Origin of the sequence: Flavobacterium sp. RSB2_4_14 (assembly GCF_051547085.1) — a bacterium.
Lineage (GTDB): Bacteria > Bacteroidota > Bacteroidia > Flavobacteriales > Flavobacteriaceae > Flavobacterium.
On record NZ_JBPTTL010000007.1, the window covers coordinates 26,465 to 43,531 of the forward strand.

General features: G+C 34.7%; 9 protein-coding genes. 6 read left to right on the forward strand and 3 right to left on the reverse strand.

The genetic code is table 11. From position 1 onward, the window contains the following. Positions 1-35 precede the first annotated feature (35 nt). Together purE and ACSVH2_RS11815 are read right to left on the reverse strand one after the other, a co-directional pair. Positions 36-521: a 5-(carboxyamino)imidazole ribonucleotide mutase gene (gene purE, locus ACSVH2_RS11810; protein ID WP_438093392.1), complete on the reverse strand. Its 486-nt coding sequence runs from the start codon at positions 519-521 to the stop codon at positions 36-38. Positions 522-587: 66 nt separating this feature from the next. Beyond that, positions 588-1,751: a 5-(carboxyamino)imidazole ribonucleotide synthase gene (locus ACSVH2_RS11815; protein ID WP_438093393.1), complete on the reverse strand. Its 1,164-nt coding sequence runs from the start codon at positions 1,749-1,751 to the stop codon at positions 588-590. A 199-nt stretch (positions 1,752-1,950) separates the two neighbouring features. Between ACSVH2_RS11815 and hpt the strand changes: the two genes are divergently transcribed. The 6 genes from hpt to ACSVH2_RS11845 all read left to right on the forward strand — a co-directional run bounded on the left by hpt (position 1,951) and on the right by ACSVH2_RS11845 (position 9,403). Further along, positions 1,951-2,481, forward strand: coding sequence for a hypoxanthine phosphoribosyltransferase (gene hpt / locus ACSVH2_RS11820; RefSeq protein WP_438093394.1), 531 nt, complete (start codon positions 1,951-1,953; stop codon positions 2,479-2,481). Between the two features lie 91 nt (positions 2,482-2,572). Next, a complete protein-coding gene (locus ACSVH2_RS11825; RefSeq protein ID WP_438093395.1) occupies positions 2,573-3,145 on the forward strand; it encodes an adenylate kinase in 573 nt (190 codons plus the stop codon). 140 nt (positions 3,146-3,285) lie between these two features. Then, positions 3,286-4,509, forward strand: a complete 1,224-nt coding sequence (locus ACSVH2_RS11830) for a hemolysin family protein (protein ID WP_438093476.1) — start codon at positions 3,286-3,288, stop codon at positions 4,507-4,509. A 98-nt stretch (positions 4,510-4,607) separates the two neighbouring features. Continuing rightward, entirely contained in the window at positions 4,608-5,609 is a 1,002-nt protein-coding gene (obgE, locus tag ACSVH2_RS11835) for a GTPase ObgE (RefSeq protein ID WP_438093396.1), read from the forward strand. 102 nt (positions 5,610-5,711) lie between these two features. Beyond that, the gene (locus tag ACSVH2_RS11840; RefSeq protein ID WP_438093397.1) at positions 5,712-7,028 is read left to right on the forward strand and encodes a zinc-dependent metalloprotease; all 1,317 of its coding nucleotides are present in this window, start codon (positions 5,712-5,714) and stop codon (positions 7,026-7,028) included. Between the two features lie 224 nt (positions 7,029-7,252). Beyond that, a complete protein-coding gene (locus tag ACSVH2_RS11845) occupies positions 7,253-9,403 on the forward strand; it encodes a S46 family peptidase (RefSeq protein WP_438093398.1) in 2,151 nt (716 codons plus the stop codon). Positions 9,404-9,483: 80 nt separating this feature from the next. On the opposite strand, the gene ACSVH2_RS11850 is transcribed toward ACSVH2_RS11845, so the two are convergent. Further along, entirely contained in the window at positions 9,484-16,413 is a 6,930-nt protein-coding gene (locus ACSVH2_RS11850) for a fibronectin type III domain-containing protein (protein ID WP_438093399.1), read from the reverse strand. Between the last annotated feature and the right edge of the window lie 654 nt (positions 16,414-17,067).

The following is a 17,067-nucleotide window of genomic DNA, read 5'->3' on the forward strand; positions in this document are numbered from 1 at the left end:
TTTGTGATTGACTTAGTTAACTTTGTGTAATTTTTTTATTTTTTCAATTCATTAGAAGCTTTGTTTACGGCTGCAGCCAAGCTTTCTTTATAGAAAATTATTTTATCAAGTACACATTTATCATGACTGCCGATGATTTGCGCGGCCAGAATTCCGGCATTTTTGGCTCCGTTTAAAGCCACTGTTGCCACAGGAACACCACCAGGCATTTGCAAAATTGACAAAACCGAATCCCAACCATCGATAGAATTACTCGATTTTACAGGAACACCAATCACAGGCAATGGCGACATGGAAGCGACCATTCCGGGTAAATGAGCCGCACCACCAGCACCAGCAATAATTACTGAAATGCCTCGAGTGTGGGCATTTTTACTGAAATCAAATAATTTTTCGGGAGTTCTGTGAGCCGAAACAATATCTACTTCGGTTTCGATGTCAAATCCTTTTAAGATGTCGATGGCTTCTTGCATTACAGGCATATCCGAAATGCTTCCCATTATGATGGCTACTTTGCTCATTTGTTTTTTTGTTTCAAGTTTAAGGTTTCAAGTTAATTTGGTTTTAAAACTGCCAACTGCGACTGATTACTGCGACTGATCACTAATCACTCTTATACTATTCTTCACTTCTTCCGCAATTTTTCTTGCTTCCACCATATCTTCATTTACAATGGTAACGTGTCCCATTTTTCTGAAAGGTCTTGTTTCTCTTTTTCCGTAAATATGTGGTATTACGCCATCAATTGCCATTATGTTGGAGATGTTTTCGTAGATTACTGGTCCTGAATAACCTTCTGCACCAACCAAATTTACCATAATTCCGGCAACTTTACTAGCGGTATTTCCCAAAGGTAAATCTAAAATGGCGCGCAAATGATTTTCAAATTGCGATGTATAACTCGCTTCAATCGAATAATGTCCCGAATTATGTGGTCTTGGTGCCACTTCGTTGACTAAAATGTCATCGTCTTCAGTTTGAAACATTTCAACTGCTAATAAACCAACGTGATGGAAAGCTTTGGAAACTTTTAAGGCAATTTCTTGTGCTTTTTGAGCCACTTTACTCTCAATTCTTGCAGGACAAATTACATATTCTACTTGATTGGCTTCGGGATGAAATTCCATTTCTACTACAGGGTAGGTTTTTACTTCACCTGAAACAGAACGAGTCACAATTACAGCCAATTCGTTTTTGAACGGAACCATTTGTTCGGCAATACATTCCACATTTGGTAAATTCTCTAAGTCAGCTAAGGAACGTACAATTTTAACGCCATTCCCATCGTAGCCAAATTGTGCACATTTCCATACGAATGGCATTTCGACTGCTTTCGATGTGAGATCAGATTTTAGATTTTCAAGATTTTCAAATCTTTTATGGGTTGAAGTTGGAATGTTATTTTCAACATAAAAATCCTTTTGTCTTCCTTTGTTTTGAATTAATCGTAATGTTTTTGGTGATGGATAAACAGGCAATCCTTCTTCTTCTAATTTATCTAAAGCGTCAAGATTAACGTTTTCAATTTCAATACTTAATACATTAACTTTTTTACCAAAATCATACACAGTATCAAAATCCATTAGACTTCCTTGAAAGAATTTTGTAGCGCCAAATTGTGAAGGTGCTTCACTGCTAGGATCTAAAATATAGGTTTGTATGTCGAATTTTCGGGTTTCAGCCAATAGCATTTTGCCCAATTGTCCACCGCCAAGAATGCCTAATTTAAAATCAGAAGAGAAATAATTCATTCGTCGTTGTTATTGTTTTTTAAAGGTTTCATGCAATCGCTTCGCTTACGTCATGTTGCCGTAGTTGTTGGTGCAAATATAATCACTCTAACTATAATTTTATTTCGTAATTATATCAAATTTGTAAAAAAGTCCAAATACTTTAGTATTGATACTCAATACTTGTGTAAATTTGCACCTTCAATAAAAAAATGATAAAATGATACACTTACACGATAAAACTTTTGAACCTTTTATTTCATCTGATGAAATTGATTTTGCTATTAAAAATATGGCCAAACAAATGGATGATGATTTTTTTGATGATGTTCCCGTTTTTATTGGTGTTTTGAATGGCGCTTTTATGGTTTTGGCCGATTTGATGAAACAATATCGAGGCATGTGTGAAGTGAGTTTTGTGAAACTAGCGTCTTACGAAGGAACTGAAACTACCCATGAAGTAAAACAATTGATTGGGTTGAACCAAGATTTAGAAGGAAGAACGGTTGTAGTTGTTGAAGATATTGTTGATACAGGAAACACCGTAGAAGAATTAAAAGCTATTTTCAAAGAGAAAAAAGTAAAACATTTGAAAATTGCTACTTTATTTTTCAAACCTGAGGCTTATAAAAAAGATATCAAAATAGATTATGTTGGGATTAGAATTCCTAATAAATTCATTGTTGGATATGGTTTAGACTACGATGGATTAGGAAGAAATTTGCCAGACGTATACCAATTAGCACAATAAAAAAAATTAACGATTGAAGATTAACGAATTTTGATTTTGGAAGTTAAAAAATCAAAAATCAAAAATCAAAAATCAAAAATTAAAAATCATTATGATTAACATCGTTCTTTTCGGAAAACCAGGTGCAGGAAAAGGCACACAAGCTGAATTTTTAAAAGAAAAATACAATCTAACACATCTTTCCACCGGAGATATTTTTAGATACAATATAAAAAATGATACCGAATTAGGGAAATTAGCTAAGACATTTATGGACAAAGGAGATTTAGTTCCTGATGAAGTGACCATAAAAATGCTGGAAAGCGAAGTGGATAAAAATCCACAATCAGCTGGTTTTTTATTTGATGGTTTCCCAAGAACGTTAGCGCAAGCTGCAGCTTTGGACGCTTTTCTAGAGAGTAAAGGTCAAAGTATAACAGCAACAGTAGCTTTAGAAGCTGATGATGAAATTTTAGTACAAAGATTATTAGAAAGAGGAAAAACATCGGGTAGACCTGATGATCAAGACGAAGAAAAAATTCGAAACCGTTACCAAGAGTACAACGAAAAAACAGCACCTTTGATGGATTATTATAATACACAAGGTAAATTTCACGCTGTTAATGGAATTGGCTATGTTGCAGAAGTGACTCTACGATTAAGCGGAGTAATAGACAATTTATAATTGAAATTTTTAGTTAAAGTTATATTCATAACTAGCTTTGCTCAAATCGCCCTTGGCTCGGGTCATAACTTATAGCTCCTAACTGAAAAATGGAAATACTAATTATTCTTTTTTTAATTCTTCTCAATGGGGTTTTCTCAATGTCGGAAATCGCTTTGATTTCTGCACGTAAAAATCGCCTAGAAACTGCAGCAAAAAAAGGAAATAACAATGCAAAAGTCGCTTTAGATTTAGCTAATTCACCTAATAAATTTCTGTCCACGGTTCAAATTGGAATTACATTAATTGGAATTTTAACGGGTATTTATTCTGGCGAGAAAATCACTCATGATGTTAAGTTTTTTATCGAAGGATTTGCTGCTTTAAAACCTTATTCAGATACCCTTGCTGTGGTTATAGTGTTAGTAGTTTTGACTTTTTTCTCTTTAGTTTTGGGCGAATTATTACCAAAAAGAATTGGGCTAAATTATCCTGAAGCTATTGCAAAAGGAGTCGCCGTTCCTATGAAAATGGTTTCAATAATCACGATGCCATTCATTTGGTTGTTGACTATTTCAACAGATTTTATTTTAAAAGTACTTAAAATAAAACCAACTGCCGATGGAAAAGTAACCGAAGAAGAAATCAAAGCCATCATTAAAGAAGGAACAGAAGGTGGTGAAGTGCAAGAAATTGAGCAAGATATTGTAGAGCGCGTTTTTCATATTGGTGACAGAAAAGTCAACTCATTAATGACTCACCGTCAATCTATCATTTACCTTTCTTTAGAAGACACAATTGAAGAATTAAAAGGAAAAGTTCTGGAAGAATTACATTCGGTTTATCCTGTTTGTAACGAAAATATGGACGATGTAGTTGGTATTGTTTTACTAAAAGACTTGTTTAGAAGTTTTGAAACAGGACCATTTGATTTAAAATCGATTACAAAAGAGCCGGTTTATTTTATTGAACATACATCGGTTTACAAAGCATTGGAGAATTTTAAAAAATCAAAAGTACATTATGCTTTGGTTACGGATGAATATGGAGTTTTTCAAGGAATTATTACTTTGAACGATATCTTGGAAGCTTTGGTGGGTGATGCGTCCGATTTTGATGAAGATGAATACCAATTGATAGCAAGAGAAGATGGAACATGGCTAGTTGATGGTTTGTATTCTTTACACGATTTCTTGACTTATTTTGATATGGATGAGTTGACCAATGATTATGAAGTGACTACAGTAAGCGGATTAATTATGACCGAATTAGGAAATATTCCCAAAACAGGTGAAAAACTGATTTGGAATAAATTTGAAATGGAAGTCATAGATATGGATGGCGTAAAGATTGATAAAGTGCTTGTGAAAGCGATAAAAGAATAAATTAGTTTACAGTCGCAGTCACAGTTTACACTAACTTTTATAGTAAAAAATTAAAAACTGAACACTGAGACTGAACACTGAGACTGAACACTGAAATTATGACAGAGGGAAATTTTGTAGATTACGTTAAAATATATGTTTCTTCCGGAAAAGGAGGGAAAGGATCTTCGCATTTACACCGCGAAAAATTTATTGAAAAAGGTGGGCCTGATGGTGGTGATGGTGGACGTGGAGGTCATATTATTTTAAAAGGAAATAAAAGTCTTTGGACCTTATTTCACTTGAAATTTGCTCGTCATGTCAAAGCTGGTCATGGTGGCGATGGTGGAAGTTCAAGAAGTACCGGTCACGATGGTGAAGATAAAACAATAGAAGTGCCGCTAGGAACAGTAGTTCGAGATAAAGAAACAGACGAAATTTTATTCGAAATTACAGAACATGGCGAAGAGAAAATCTTACTTAAAGGTGGTAAAGGCGGTTTAGGAAACTGGAACTTTAGAAGCTCTACCAATCAAACGCCAAGATATGCCCAACCAGGAATGCCATCCGAAGAAATGGATGTTACTCTGGAATTAAAAGTCTTAGCTGATGTGGGATTAGTTGGTTTTCCTAATGCGGGAAAATCTACATTACTTTCGGTTTTAACTTCTGCTAAACCAAAAATTGCCGATTATCCCTTTACTACTTTAAAACCTAATTTGGGAATTGTTGCCTACCGAGAATTCAAGTCGTTTATCATGGCTGATATTCCAGGAATTATTGAAGGTGCAGCCGAAGGAAAAGGTTTGGGACACTATTTTTTAAGACACATTGAGCGAAATTCAACGTTATTGTTTTTAGTACCTGCCGATGCCGATGATATCAAAAAAGAATATGAAATTTTACTCGATGAGTTGCGTCGTTATAATCCTGAAATGTTGGATAAAGACAGACTAATTGTAGTTTCTAAATGTGATATGCTGGATGAAGAACTTAAATCAGAACTCAAATCACAATTGGACAAAGATTTCAAAGGAACACCTTACTTGTTTATTTCATCAGTAGCCAATCAAGGATTGACAGAGTTGAAAGACAAATTATGGGAAATGCTTAATGCTTAGTCAATAGATATTTATCATCAAATCATTACGTTTTATCTCTAGTATGTAATGTGTTGAAAAAAATGTATTTTTGAAAAAAATAAATTGTACAAAAAAATGAAAATGAAAACAAAATTACTTTTAGTTCTCTTTACGCTTGCTTCTCAAGTATTTTTTGCTCAACAAAGAACATGTGGAGTAGATCAAGCTATGCAATTAATAATGAATGACCCAATTCAAAGAGCTGCTTATCTAGAAGGTCAAGCTCGTTTTGAAGAAGAATATCAGCGTTTGTTAACCAATTTTAATAGAAATGGTAATGCTATTAACTCAACAAATGAAGTAACAAGAATACCAATTGCGGTTCACTACACTACAAGTTCTGCTGATCTTGCTACTGCAACATCGGGTGTGAATTTAGTCTTGAGAAATTGTTTAATTGCATTAGCTCAAACCCAAATTAATATATTAAATGCTGATTACAATGCCAATAATTCGGATTTAGTTTTATGGACTGATCCTTCGACAGGCGCTAGTCAATACTTTCCTGATGTTACTGTAGGTAATATGGATATTCAATTTGAATTAGCCACACAAAATCATCCTGCTGGTTCTGGATTAGTAGAAGGTCAACCGGCTGTAACATTTGGTTATAATTTTGGTTCTGGACAAAATTTAGATGCTAATTGGGCGGGTTATTTTAATATTATTATTAGAAACTTAGGTGGTGGAACTTTAGGTTTTTCACCTCTAGGACCACAGTTGTCTGGATACGGTGTAACGATTGATAATAATTCTTTTTCTTCCGGAACTGGATGTACAGGAACAGGTTCTGGTGGAATTAATCCTACTTCGCCTTTCAATAAAGGTAGAACTTTAACCCATGAAATGGGACATTATTTTAGATTAGACCATACATTCGTTTCTTGTGATGGTACTAATTGTGCTACTTCTGGTGACCGTGTTTGTGATACTCCAACAACATCAACACCAACATATGGATGTCCTGCTGCAGATTCAACATATGATGCAAATTGTGTTGGAGATTTAGTGCAAACTATGAATTATATGGATTATGTTGATGATGCTTGTATGTATTTGTTTACTGCAGGTCAAGCTACTAGAATGACTGCATGGTTGAATACTGTTAGAAGCCAAATTAAACAAAATTCATTGAGTAATGATGCTTTTGTTAAAAACAACTTTTCAATATACCCTAATCCAAATAAAGGAGAATTTACTATTCAATTCAAGGAATTATTGGCCGACTATGCTGTTGAGGTGTTTGATGTTACAGGAAGAGTAGTTTTTGAAAAAACGTACAATCAAAACTCTGAACTTTTACAAAATATTGTTATTCAAAATCCAACTTCAGGTGTTTATTTTGTTAACATCAAGAGTGGTAATAGCATCATTACGAATAAGATTATTGTAGAATAATTTTTTTTAAATCGTATTCTAAACCTTTCAGTGCTGCTGAAAGGTTTTTTTATTTTCAGTTGTTTCTCTTTTTCTGAAAAATATATATTCTCATACTGAAGTTTTTTATTTTTCTAAATAATACGTTAAAATTTACTAAATCGATATAGTTTTTATGGGTTGTTTGCCTGCTTAATTATCAAAAAAAAGTATATTCGCACACTGAAAAACAAATTATTATAAATATGAAAAAAATTATTCTATCCCTAATCGCAGGAATTATGCTTATGCCAATGAGCATGAAAGCGGATGAGGGAATGTGGTTTTTAATGTTCATTGAACGATTAAACCACCGCGACATGCAAAAAATGGGCTTACAATTGACAGCCGAAGAGATTTACAGTATTAACAACCACAGTTTGAAAGATGCTATTGTACAATTCAACGGAGGTTGTACAGCAGAAATTGTCTCAAAAGACGGATTGGTTTTAACTAATCACCACTGTGGATATGATGCGATTGCAGAACTTTCTACTGCAGAGAAAAACTTGTTGAAAGACGGTTTTTGGGCTGAAAACAGAAAAGCAGAAATTAAACCTTCTAGTTTGTTCGTACGTTTCTTCGTTAGAATGGATGACTGTACCAAACGTATTTTAGCTAAAGTAAATGCTTCAATGACCGAAGCGGAGAGAGAAAAAGCAATCAACCAAGAAATTGCTCTAATTGAAAAAGAAAACAACGAAGGTGGAAAATATACCGTTTCTGTTCGTCCATTTTTTCAAGGAAATGAATTTTACTATTTTGTTTACCAAGACTATAAAGATGTTCGTTTAGTAGGAACGCCACCAGAAAGTTTAGGAAAATTTGGTGGTGATACAGACAACTGGGAATGGCCACGTCATACTGCCGATTTCTCAATGTTTAGAGTATATGCTGATGCTAATGGAAATCCAGCGGATTATTCAGAAAGCAATGTGCCATTAAAACCAAAACATTATTTACCTGTTAGTTTAAACGGAGTAAAAGAAAATGATTTTGCGATGATTTTAGGATATCCAGGAAGAACTAATCGTTGGATGCCAGCAGCTGGAATTGAGCAAAATGTAAAATTTGCTTATCCTGCATGGGTTGAAGGTGCTAAAACCGGTATGGACAATATGAAGAAATACATGAATCAGAGTGATGCTTTGAATTTAGTGTACGCTTCAAAATATGCTTCTACAGCTAACTATTGGAAAAATCGTCAAGGAATGATAGATGCTTTGACCAAATTTGGAACTGCAAAATCAAAAGCAGCTCAAGAAGCTAAGTTTGATAAATGGGCAAACAAACCTGCAAATAAGGCAAAATATGGTAATGTAATTACTAATATTAATAAGTTCTATGCATTGACCAATGAAAAATCCCGTCACGACAATTATTTACAACAATTGTTTAGAACTACTGCATTCGGAACTATTTCAAGAAATTTAGGAAGACAATTGGATATGTATGTTAAGGCTGATGCTACTAAACGTGCTCAAATGGCTCCTGCTATAACTGAGATGGCCACAGAAATGTATAAAGAATTGTATATTCCAGCTGAAAAAGATTTATTAGCAGCACAATTAAATGTCTATGCAACTAAATCAACTGGATATGCTATTGCGCCACTTGTTAAAAAAATAGGCGATGAGAACAATAACAATTTTACTAATTATGTAAACGCAGCATTCGACTTGAGTATATTTACTTCTGTAGATCGCATTAAAGCTTTTTTACAATTACCTAGTGAAGGGTTATTGTCAAACGATCCTTTGTATACTTTGTCTAATGATATGACGACACATTTTTCAAATCGTTCAGAAGAAATTATCAAAGCTCAAAATGATTACGCTTCTTCATTCCGATTGTTAGTTGAGGGTTTAAGAGAGTCTAAAATTGGAGCTATTAAATATCCAGATGCTAACTCAACTTTGCGTTTAACTTACGGAAAAGTTCGTTCGCTTCCTGCTGATAAAAGAAATGATGCTACTATTAATAACTACACTACTTTAGTTGGTCAAGTAAAAAAATATAAAAAAGGAGATCAAGAATTTGATTTGCCAACCAAAGTACTTGAGATGCAAAAAAATAAAGATTTCGGTCGTTATGCTGATAAAGACGGTTCATTACACGTAAATTTCTTGACAGATAATGATATTACTGGAGGAAACTCAGGTTCGCCAGTATTAAACGGAAAAGGGGAATTAATAGGATTAGCATTTGACGGAAACATCGAAGCTATGGCTGGTGATGTTATTTTTGATAACAAATTACAAAGAACAATCAACGTAGATATACGTTACGTTCTATGGGTAATTGAAAATTTCTCAGGAGCAAAACACATTGTTGATGAAATGACACTGGTGAAGTAACTTCCAAATGCTTTAAATTATAAAACGTCCCGATATGAATTTTCATATCGGGACTTTTTTTTTATTTGAAATTTTGCTATTTAATTCAATAGTTTACGTTTTACAACACTATCATTATCAAGTTTGATAATCGCTAAGTAAACGCCATTTGCATAAGGAAAATTTTCCTCAAAGTTATTTTGCATTATGTCGGGTTTGTAAGTTGTAATTAACTTCCCAGTCATGTCAAATATTTTGATTTCTTTGATGTTTTCTTTTGATTGGACTTTTACTATATGGTTGTTTATATAGGCAAATGTTTCATTTTCATTAATTGAGGGATTGCCAAGTGACTCGTTTTTATAGCGTAAAATAAATCTATTATCATATCTTCCTGTGTTAATCTGGAAGGTATATGGCGCTAATCTTAGATCATGAATAACATTTGTATAAGTATCTTCTAAAAAAATATTTTGATTATCATTCATGAATAATCCTTCTGCTTGACTGATGCCTATGGTATAAACACCATTATTAGGAATGGTAATGCCAAGAGGAATAAAATCATTATCGTCAAAAGGAAGTTGTCTACCTTGAATAATAGTTGTTTTATCATTCAGTATAGAATATATACCTACTTCTGAAACCGGTTTGTAAACCGCATCAAACAGTCTGTCTTCACCATAAGTTGCGTCTTCAACATAACCAATAAGAGTAGTTGCTGCTAAATTATCTGGTCTAACCAAACTTATCCAAAATCTATCTTTTTCGGGTTCAGTTTCAGCTATATTATTTTGTCTGTAAAACTGACTGTTATTATAAGTATTACTTCGCAAGCTATTGTTAAATGTAACGATGCCAGATGAAGCGGTTCCATCGTTCATTATAACAAAGAAACTTTGTCCAGCTCCAATTTTTCCGTTAAATCCAGGTGGCGTTGATCCCACACCGTTGAAGCTAACATAGTCATTTACGTTGTAATTAAGATTAAAACTTCCATAGAATGGATTGGCATTACCTGAGCTAATTGGTGAACCATGCGTCCAAAGTCTAACATTACCATTAATGTTAGTGTTTAACAATAAAAAATCTTTGGCATCAATAGCAGATGGATAAGGATTTCCGAGTAAATTCCAATTATCATCTAAATTAGTAATGGTAATTCCATTCGTGCCAGCATAATTTGCACCAGTATGTGATCCTCTAAAAATAGGAACACGTTTGATACCATTATTAGCAATACCATTAAATGTAGCAGTCATAGGCGCAACAGCACTTGCACTATATGAAAATGGAACCATTCCTATATATCCTTTGCCCACAGCCATATTCTCAAGGCCTGAGACCCAATTTCCTTGTCCTCCATTACCATTAGAAATAGTGGTATTCCATTTAAATATATAGCCAGTAGGAGCTGATGGAATAATACTTCCTGAATTAAATGTTCTTACAGGACTACTCCAATAGACATAGTCGTATTTTTTAACATTCGTTGTTCTGTCCATTGTGATATTCCCAGTATTAGTAGCAGTATTGTTAACTTGAACTAAACTTGCGCTATTTTTAATATCAAATATACCTCCAGTATTCACATTTACAAAATCGGTTACTGTGATAGTGTTGCTTGATTGAACCGTAAGTGAAGCTCCATTATTTATGGTAAGATTATGGCAAAATGCGTTATATGATGTTCCAGAAATTATAGGTTTATTAGTCACATTTGGGATGGTTATACAGTCCATATTTGTGGGAACCCCTGATGGCGACCAGTTATTGGCAACGTTCCAATTAGTATCGACACTACCTGTCCAAATTTTACCTGTAGAAATAGTAACATTAGTTTGACCAGTAATTTTTGTTGTAACACCATTGCAAAATGCATAAGTTATTTCGGCAGTATAGGTAGTGCTTGATGATGGACAAACAGTTATATTGTTACCTGTTCCAACTTGAGTTCCACCAATTCCAACGCCTTGAAACCATTTAACACTAGCTATAGAAGCTCCAGCAGGAGTAAATCTCCATGCCTCTTGTAATACGGTCCAATCAGTATCTAATGAATTTCTGTTAGGTGCTACTGTTGCTATTGTTCCAGTTGAATTTTGGATACCAATTATAGCATTACCTCCATTCCAGGAAGGACAAACATTTTTTTCTTTTACAAAAACATCAATAATATTACTGTTTTCATGTAACACCATCATACCACTATACAGTATATTATTACATACAGAAGAGAACATAGGAATATCACTCCAACTTGCAACAAGTGCTCTACATCCACTACTTAAAGTTACTAATTCCCATCCTACTTGTCCTCCTTTGCTTGGGTCAATATCATGATGTACTCCAAAAATACTGTTTAGTGCTAATGAAGGACTCGGTAAGTTATTAGCTATTGTATATCCAGTTCCTCCTCCAGGAGTGTATGTGGAAGTGTTAAATGTAATCACTCCATTTGAACCTATTAATACTTGATTGTAATTGTTTCCATAAAAGCAAAAATTAAAAGGAAGCGTTACAATGTTTGACCACACATCATCAATATTTACACTTATAGGATTTGCCAAACAGTTAAACTGATAAGGCGGTGCATATGGTATAGAGGTTACACTGTAACTGGTTGTTTGGTTAAAGTCAGGGTACACTGCTTCAAGATTTACACAGTTGTTTGGAGCAGTACATGCTATTGTTGGCGGGTTTACACCATTCAAACTAGCCGCACCTACCAATAAATTTGGACAACTAGTGGAACTTGTCCCAGTGCCAGGACCAGCGCTACAAGGGGTAGTTACACAAATCGAAAAGGTCCCCGCATTTCCTGCGTTACCATTACTATATACTCTTACAAGATAAATAGTTCCAATACTTAATCCTGTTAGGGTTGTAGTTTCAAAATTTGCCCCGTTTGTATTATTTACACATTGTAAACTTGTTAAACCTAAACAATTTCCACTAAAAACTTCAAAAACTACGTTGTTTAAGGTAATTGGATTTACAGTAACTGTATGCCTTGTTCCAGTTGCAACAAAACTATACCAAACATCATCATCTGCATTTCCCGTGCAACCTACTTGTGATTGAGTAGCATATTGTGTATTTCCATTTGTACTAGTGGCACAAGTAGTTGTTGGATTGACAGTAAGTGGAGTTGCGCCGGCACAATCATCATTTGTTGGTGCAACTGGTGTTGTAATACAAATACTAAAGTCACCTCTATCTGGTGCAGTCGAATAATAACTATAAACCCTAATATAATATACAGTGCCAATATTTAATCCCGTAAACGTTACAGTTTCGGGATCATATGGTAAAAAAACTGAACCATTGTCGATGCAATTTGCTGGGGTTGCACAATTCCCTATATAAAGCTGAAAAACAGCATCATATAATGTTGATGGTGTTACCGTTATTGTATGTGAAGTAGTCGTAGCAGTAAAGCTATACCATACATCATCATCAGCAGTTCCACTACAACCAGGAGTTGATTGTGTAGCGCCAATTGTAGTTCCTACTGTTGAAGTTACACATACAGAAGACGGATTAACAGTTAATGGAATAGCATTTACACATTCATCATTAATTACGCTGGTTGTTGCAGTGCCTAAAACATAAGCGCTTTGACAGCCATTACTAGCTAATATTCTATAATAATACGTTGTACCTGGACTAAGTCCAGTCACACTTTGAGTAGTCGTAGGATTTGTTACAGTAAATGGTGAGCCAATAACATTAGTGGTGTAGGTTGGATTTGTTGTAACTTGTAATGTATAGGTTATACTTGATGCACTTCCTCCTACTGGTGCAACCCAATTAAATACAAATGAATTAGTAGTTATACTTGCAGAAGCTACTCCTGTTGGTATTCCTGCACAAGTAACTGCAGTACCTGTCAATGCACCAGCGGAATTATAAACTGGTCCACCACTACAATATATCGAGCCATTAAACGCATAAATATAATAATAATACCTTGTATTTGAAAGTAAGCCAGTGTTGTTGAAAGTATATAAACTGCTTGATTGAACAAATGTTAGACCACTTCCAAGTGTTCCTATATTACCTGCATTATACGTAGTACCATTAATAGGTTGCGAAGGAGGAGTTGCACTTGTTGAACGAATTACTAAATATCCATCTGCTGTGCCTGAAAAGCTAGCGGCAATTGAGGTATCTGTAATGGTTCCAGAAACAAAATTAAATGCCTGTGATAAAGGTGGTGCACAAGGATTTGGTAATGTAGTTATAGTTCCATTTACATAAGCACTAGAGCATCCATTATTTGCCAAAATTCTATAATAATAGGTTGTATTACTCAAAAGTGTGTCAATATATAGAGTAGTTGTTGGATCAACTACTGTGAATGGTGAGTCAATAACATTGTTTGTAAAAGCTGGGTCTGTGGTCACTTGAACAGTATATGTTATTGCAAATTCACTTCCTCCTGTAGGAGTTGTCCAATTAAGTATAAAATCATTTTGACCAATACTTGCAGTCGATACTGTATTTGGAACAGCTACACAAGTAACGGAATTGTTTGTTAACGGGGTTAATGTGTTGTATGCTGGTCCGCCAGAACAAGAGGTGTCATTAAAAGAATAAACGTAAAAATAATATCTTGTGTTTCCAGACAAACCAGAAGCAGTAAAACTAGTCGCGTTAGTATTTGATACTACAGTAGCGCCACTAAAAACACCATTAACAAGGTAGGTTGTACCGTTTACTGGTCCTGGACTTGGAGCAGTTGCACTAGTGCTTCTAACAACCAAGTATTTATTTGGTGCAGGACTAGCAGCAGTAAAAGAACCAGCAATAGTTGTGCTAGTAATTGCTCCAAAGACTAAACTTGTGGGTTGCGCCGTTGGAGTAGTGCAAGACGTTGTAAATATATGTACGGTAGAATTAGCACTATAGCCACCAAGCGTACATACTTGTCTTACATATACTTGATAGGTTGTGGTTGCTGTCAAACCCGTTAATGCATAGGGAGAAGTTGCTGATGAAGAAGCTATAGTCCCGCCAACACCTGCAGTTGCCCCAGTTCCTGGAGTAAAACCAGTCAACCCATATTCGACAATGTAATTTCCAGTTCCAGTCCAAGTGATATTGGCAGAAGTTGTTGTGATTGTATTGGATGCAACAGTAGTTCCTGTGGCGCAAAGTGTTGTTCTAGTACCAGATAAAATAGATGTGGTTAAATATACAGGACCACCACTACATGCTGTATCATTAAAGGAATAAACATAGAAATAATATTGTGTGCCAGGAGTTAAACCTGTTGCAGTAAAACTAGTCGCGTTAGTATTTGATACTACAGTAGCGCCACTAAAAACACCATTAACAAGATAGGTTGTACCGTTGACTGGTCCTGGGCTTGGAGCAGTTGCACTTGTGCTTCTAACAACCAAGTATTTATTTGGTGCAGGACTAGCAGCTGTGAACGATCCAGCTATGGAAGTGTCAGTAGTAGTTCCAAAAACTAAACTTGTGGGTTGTGCCGTTGGTGTAGCACAAGCCGTTGTAAATGCATGAACGGTTGAATTAGCACTATAACCTCCAAGCGCACATACTTGTCTTACATATACTTGATAGGTTGTGGTTGCTGTCAAACCCGTTAATGCATAGGGAGAAGTTGCTGTTGAAGAAGCTATAGTCCCGCCAACACCTGCAGTTGCCCCAGTTCCTGGAGTAAAACCAGTCAACCCATATTCGACAATGTAATTTCCAGTTCCAGTCCAAGTGATATTGGCAGAAGTTGTTGTGATAGTATTGGATGCAACAGTTGTGCCTGTGGCGCAAAGTGTTGTTCTAGTACCAGATAAAATAGATGTGGTTAAATATACAGGACCACTACTACAGGCTGTATCATTAAAAGAATAAACATAGAAATAATATTGTGTGCCAGGAGTTAAACCTGTAGCAGTAAAGCTAGTTGCGTTAGTATTAGAAACAATAGTACCACCGCCAACAGAACCATTAACAAGATATATTATTCCATCTACTGGTCCAGGGCTTGGTGCCGAGGCACTTGTGCTTCTTACGATCAGATATTTATTAGGTGCTGGGCTTGCAGCAGTAAAAGAACCAGTTATTGAAGTGTCAGTAGTTGCTCCAAAAACTAAACTTGTGGGTTGCGCCGTTGGTGTTGTGCATATAGGAGTATGAGTAACACATATAGTAAAACCATTTGCTGTTAAATCGCCCCAATAGTCATGTACTTGAATTTTGTAAAAAGCACCAATAGTCAATCCAGTTAATGTTCGAGTTTCTATACCGTCGTCAGCTGTTGCATCAATGCAGCCACCACCTGAAGGAATAACAGCAGAACCACAATTACTAATTACATTTAAAACTGGATCAAAACCAGCTGCTCCATCTACTGTCACGACATGAGTAGTTGCTACAGCTTGAAATTGATACCAAACTGCATTTTCGGTCCCTGTTGTACAGACACCAGTTCCAGTATCAAATGTAGCGCCAAGTGTTGAGCCAGTTGTGTTAACACAACTAGTGTTTGAAGTTATAGTAGATGCTCCTCCACAAGTATCATTCAACGGAGTTGTTGATACACATAAACTCGTTAAAGTCATGTCGTTGTTGTTGCCAACATTTGCAACTTTTATGTAATAGGTTCCGTTAGCTAAATTAGTTACTGTAATTGTTTCAGTTTGTGCAGTATTTCCATTAGTATCACTATTTGCACATCCTATTTGAGTTAGAGTACCACAAGCTGTAGCTTCGGATATTAATTGAAGAAATAAATTTCTATTTGATGCATTACCAGTAATTGTTAAATTCAATGGTCCGCCTGTAACAGTAAATTTATACCATCCTTCTCTTCTAAAGGTGCCTGTTGCACATGTTGCCAAGGCAGGTAAATCTGGGGAAGTATCGATAATTGTTCCACTGCCACATGCACCATTTATTGTTATTGGTATTGCGGTAGCACATGTTGTGCCTTGTCCATTTGTTGAAATAGTTGTAAAAAAAACTAATAATAGTAAAATATTACCAATGTAAAGTTTATTCAAAAAAGAAAAACAGATGTAATTAAAGTATTTTTTCCCCATAATTAATTTACTATTTATAATATATTTTATATAAAATTATTCCCTATTGGTATACAAACATTGACAAAATACATTACTTATTATGTATATTGTTAACACTTTTGTAGTGTTTGTATCATAATAACATATAAAGTTAATTTTCATCAAAAATTCACTTAAAAACAAGTCTAAATGCAAATAATATCGACAAAATATAATATAAATTTTATTTTATGATATAACAATTTATTTAAAATCAAATATATTGTAAATAGTAAAACATGTAATATTCTATCGTTAAACTACTGTCTTAATCGTTGAAATACAGTTTTTTGAGTGGTTTTATGAAATTCGTAAAAAAATCTCAAAAAAATAGCAATTTCCTATGTTTTGTATTTAATGGCAAATTGTTATCCATATTACTAACATGGTATAATTTACATTGAAACATCATGAAATTTGAGTGAAGGGTTTAATAGGGTTTCAAGTAAATCCCAAAATAACGTACATCTTTTATAAAAATTATACTGACAAAATAGGATTATTGTATTATGAAATGAAGAAAGGAAACAGACACTTTACATATTAGCAATGGATAGTTAGTGTGTTTTTGCATAGCAATGCGTTTGAACTGCA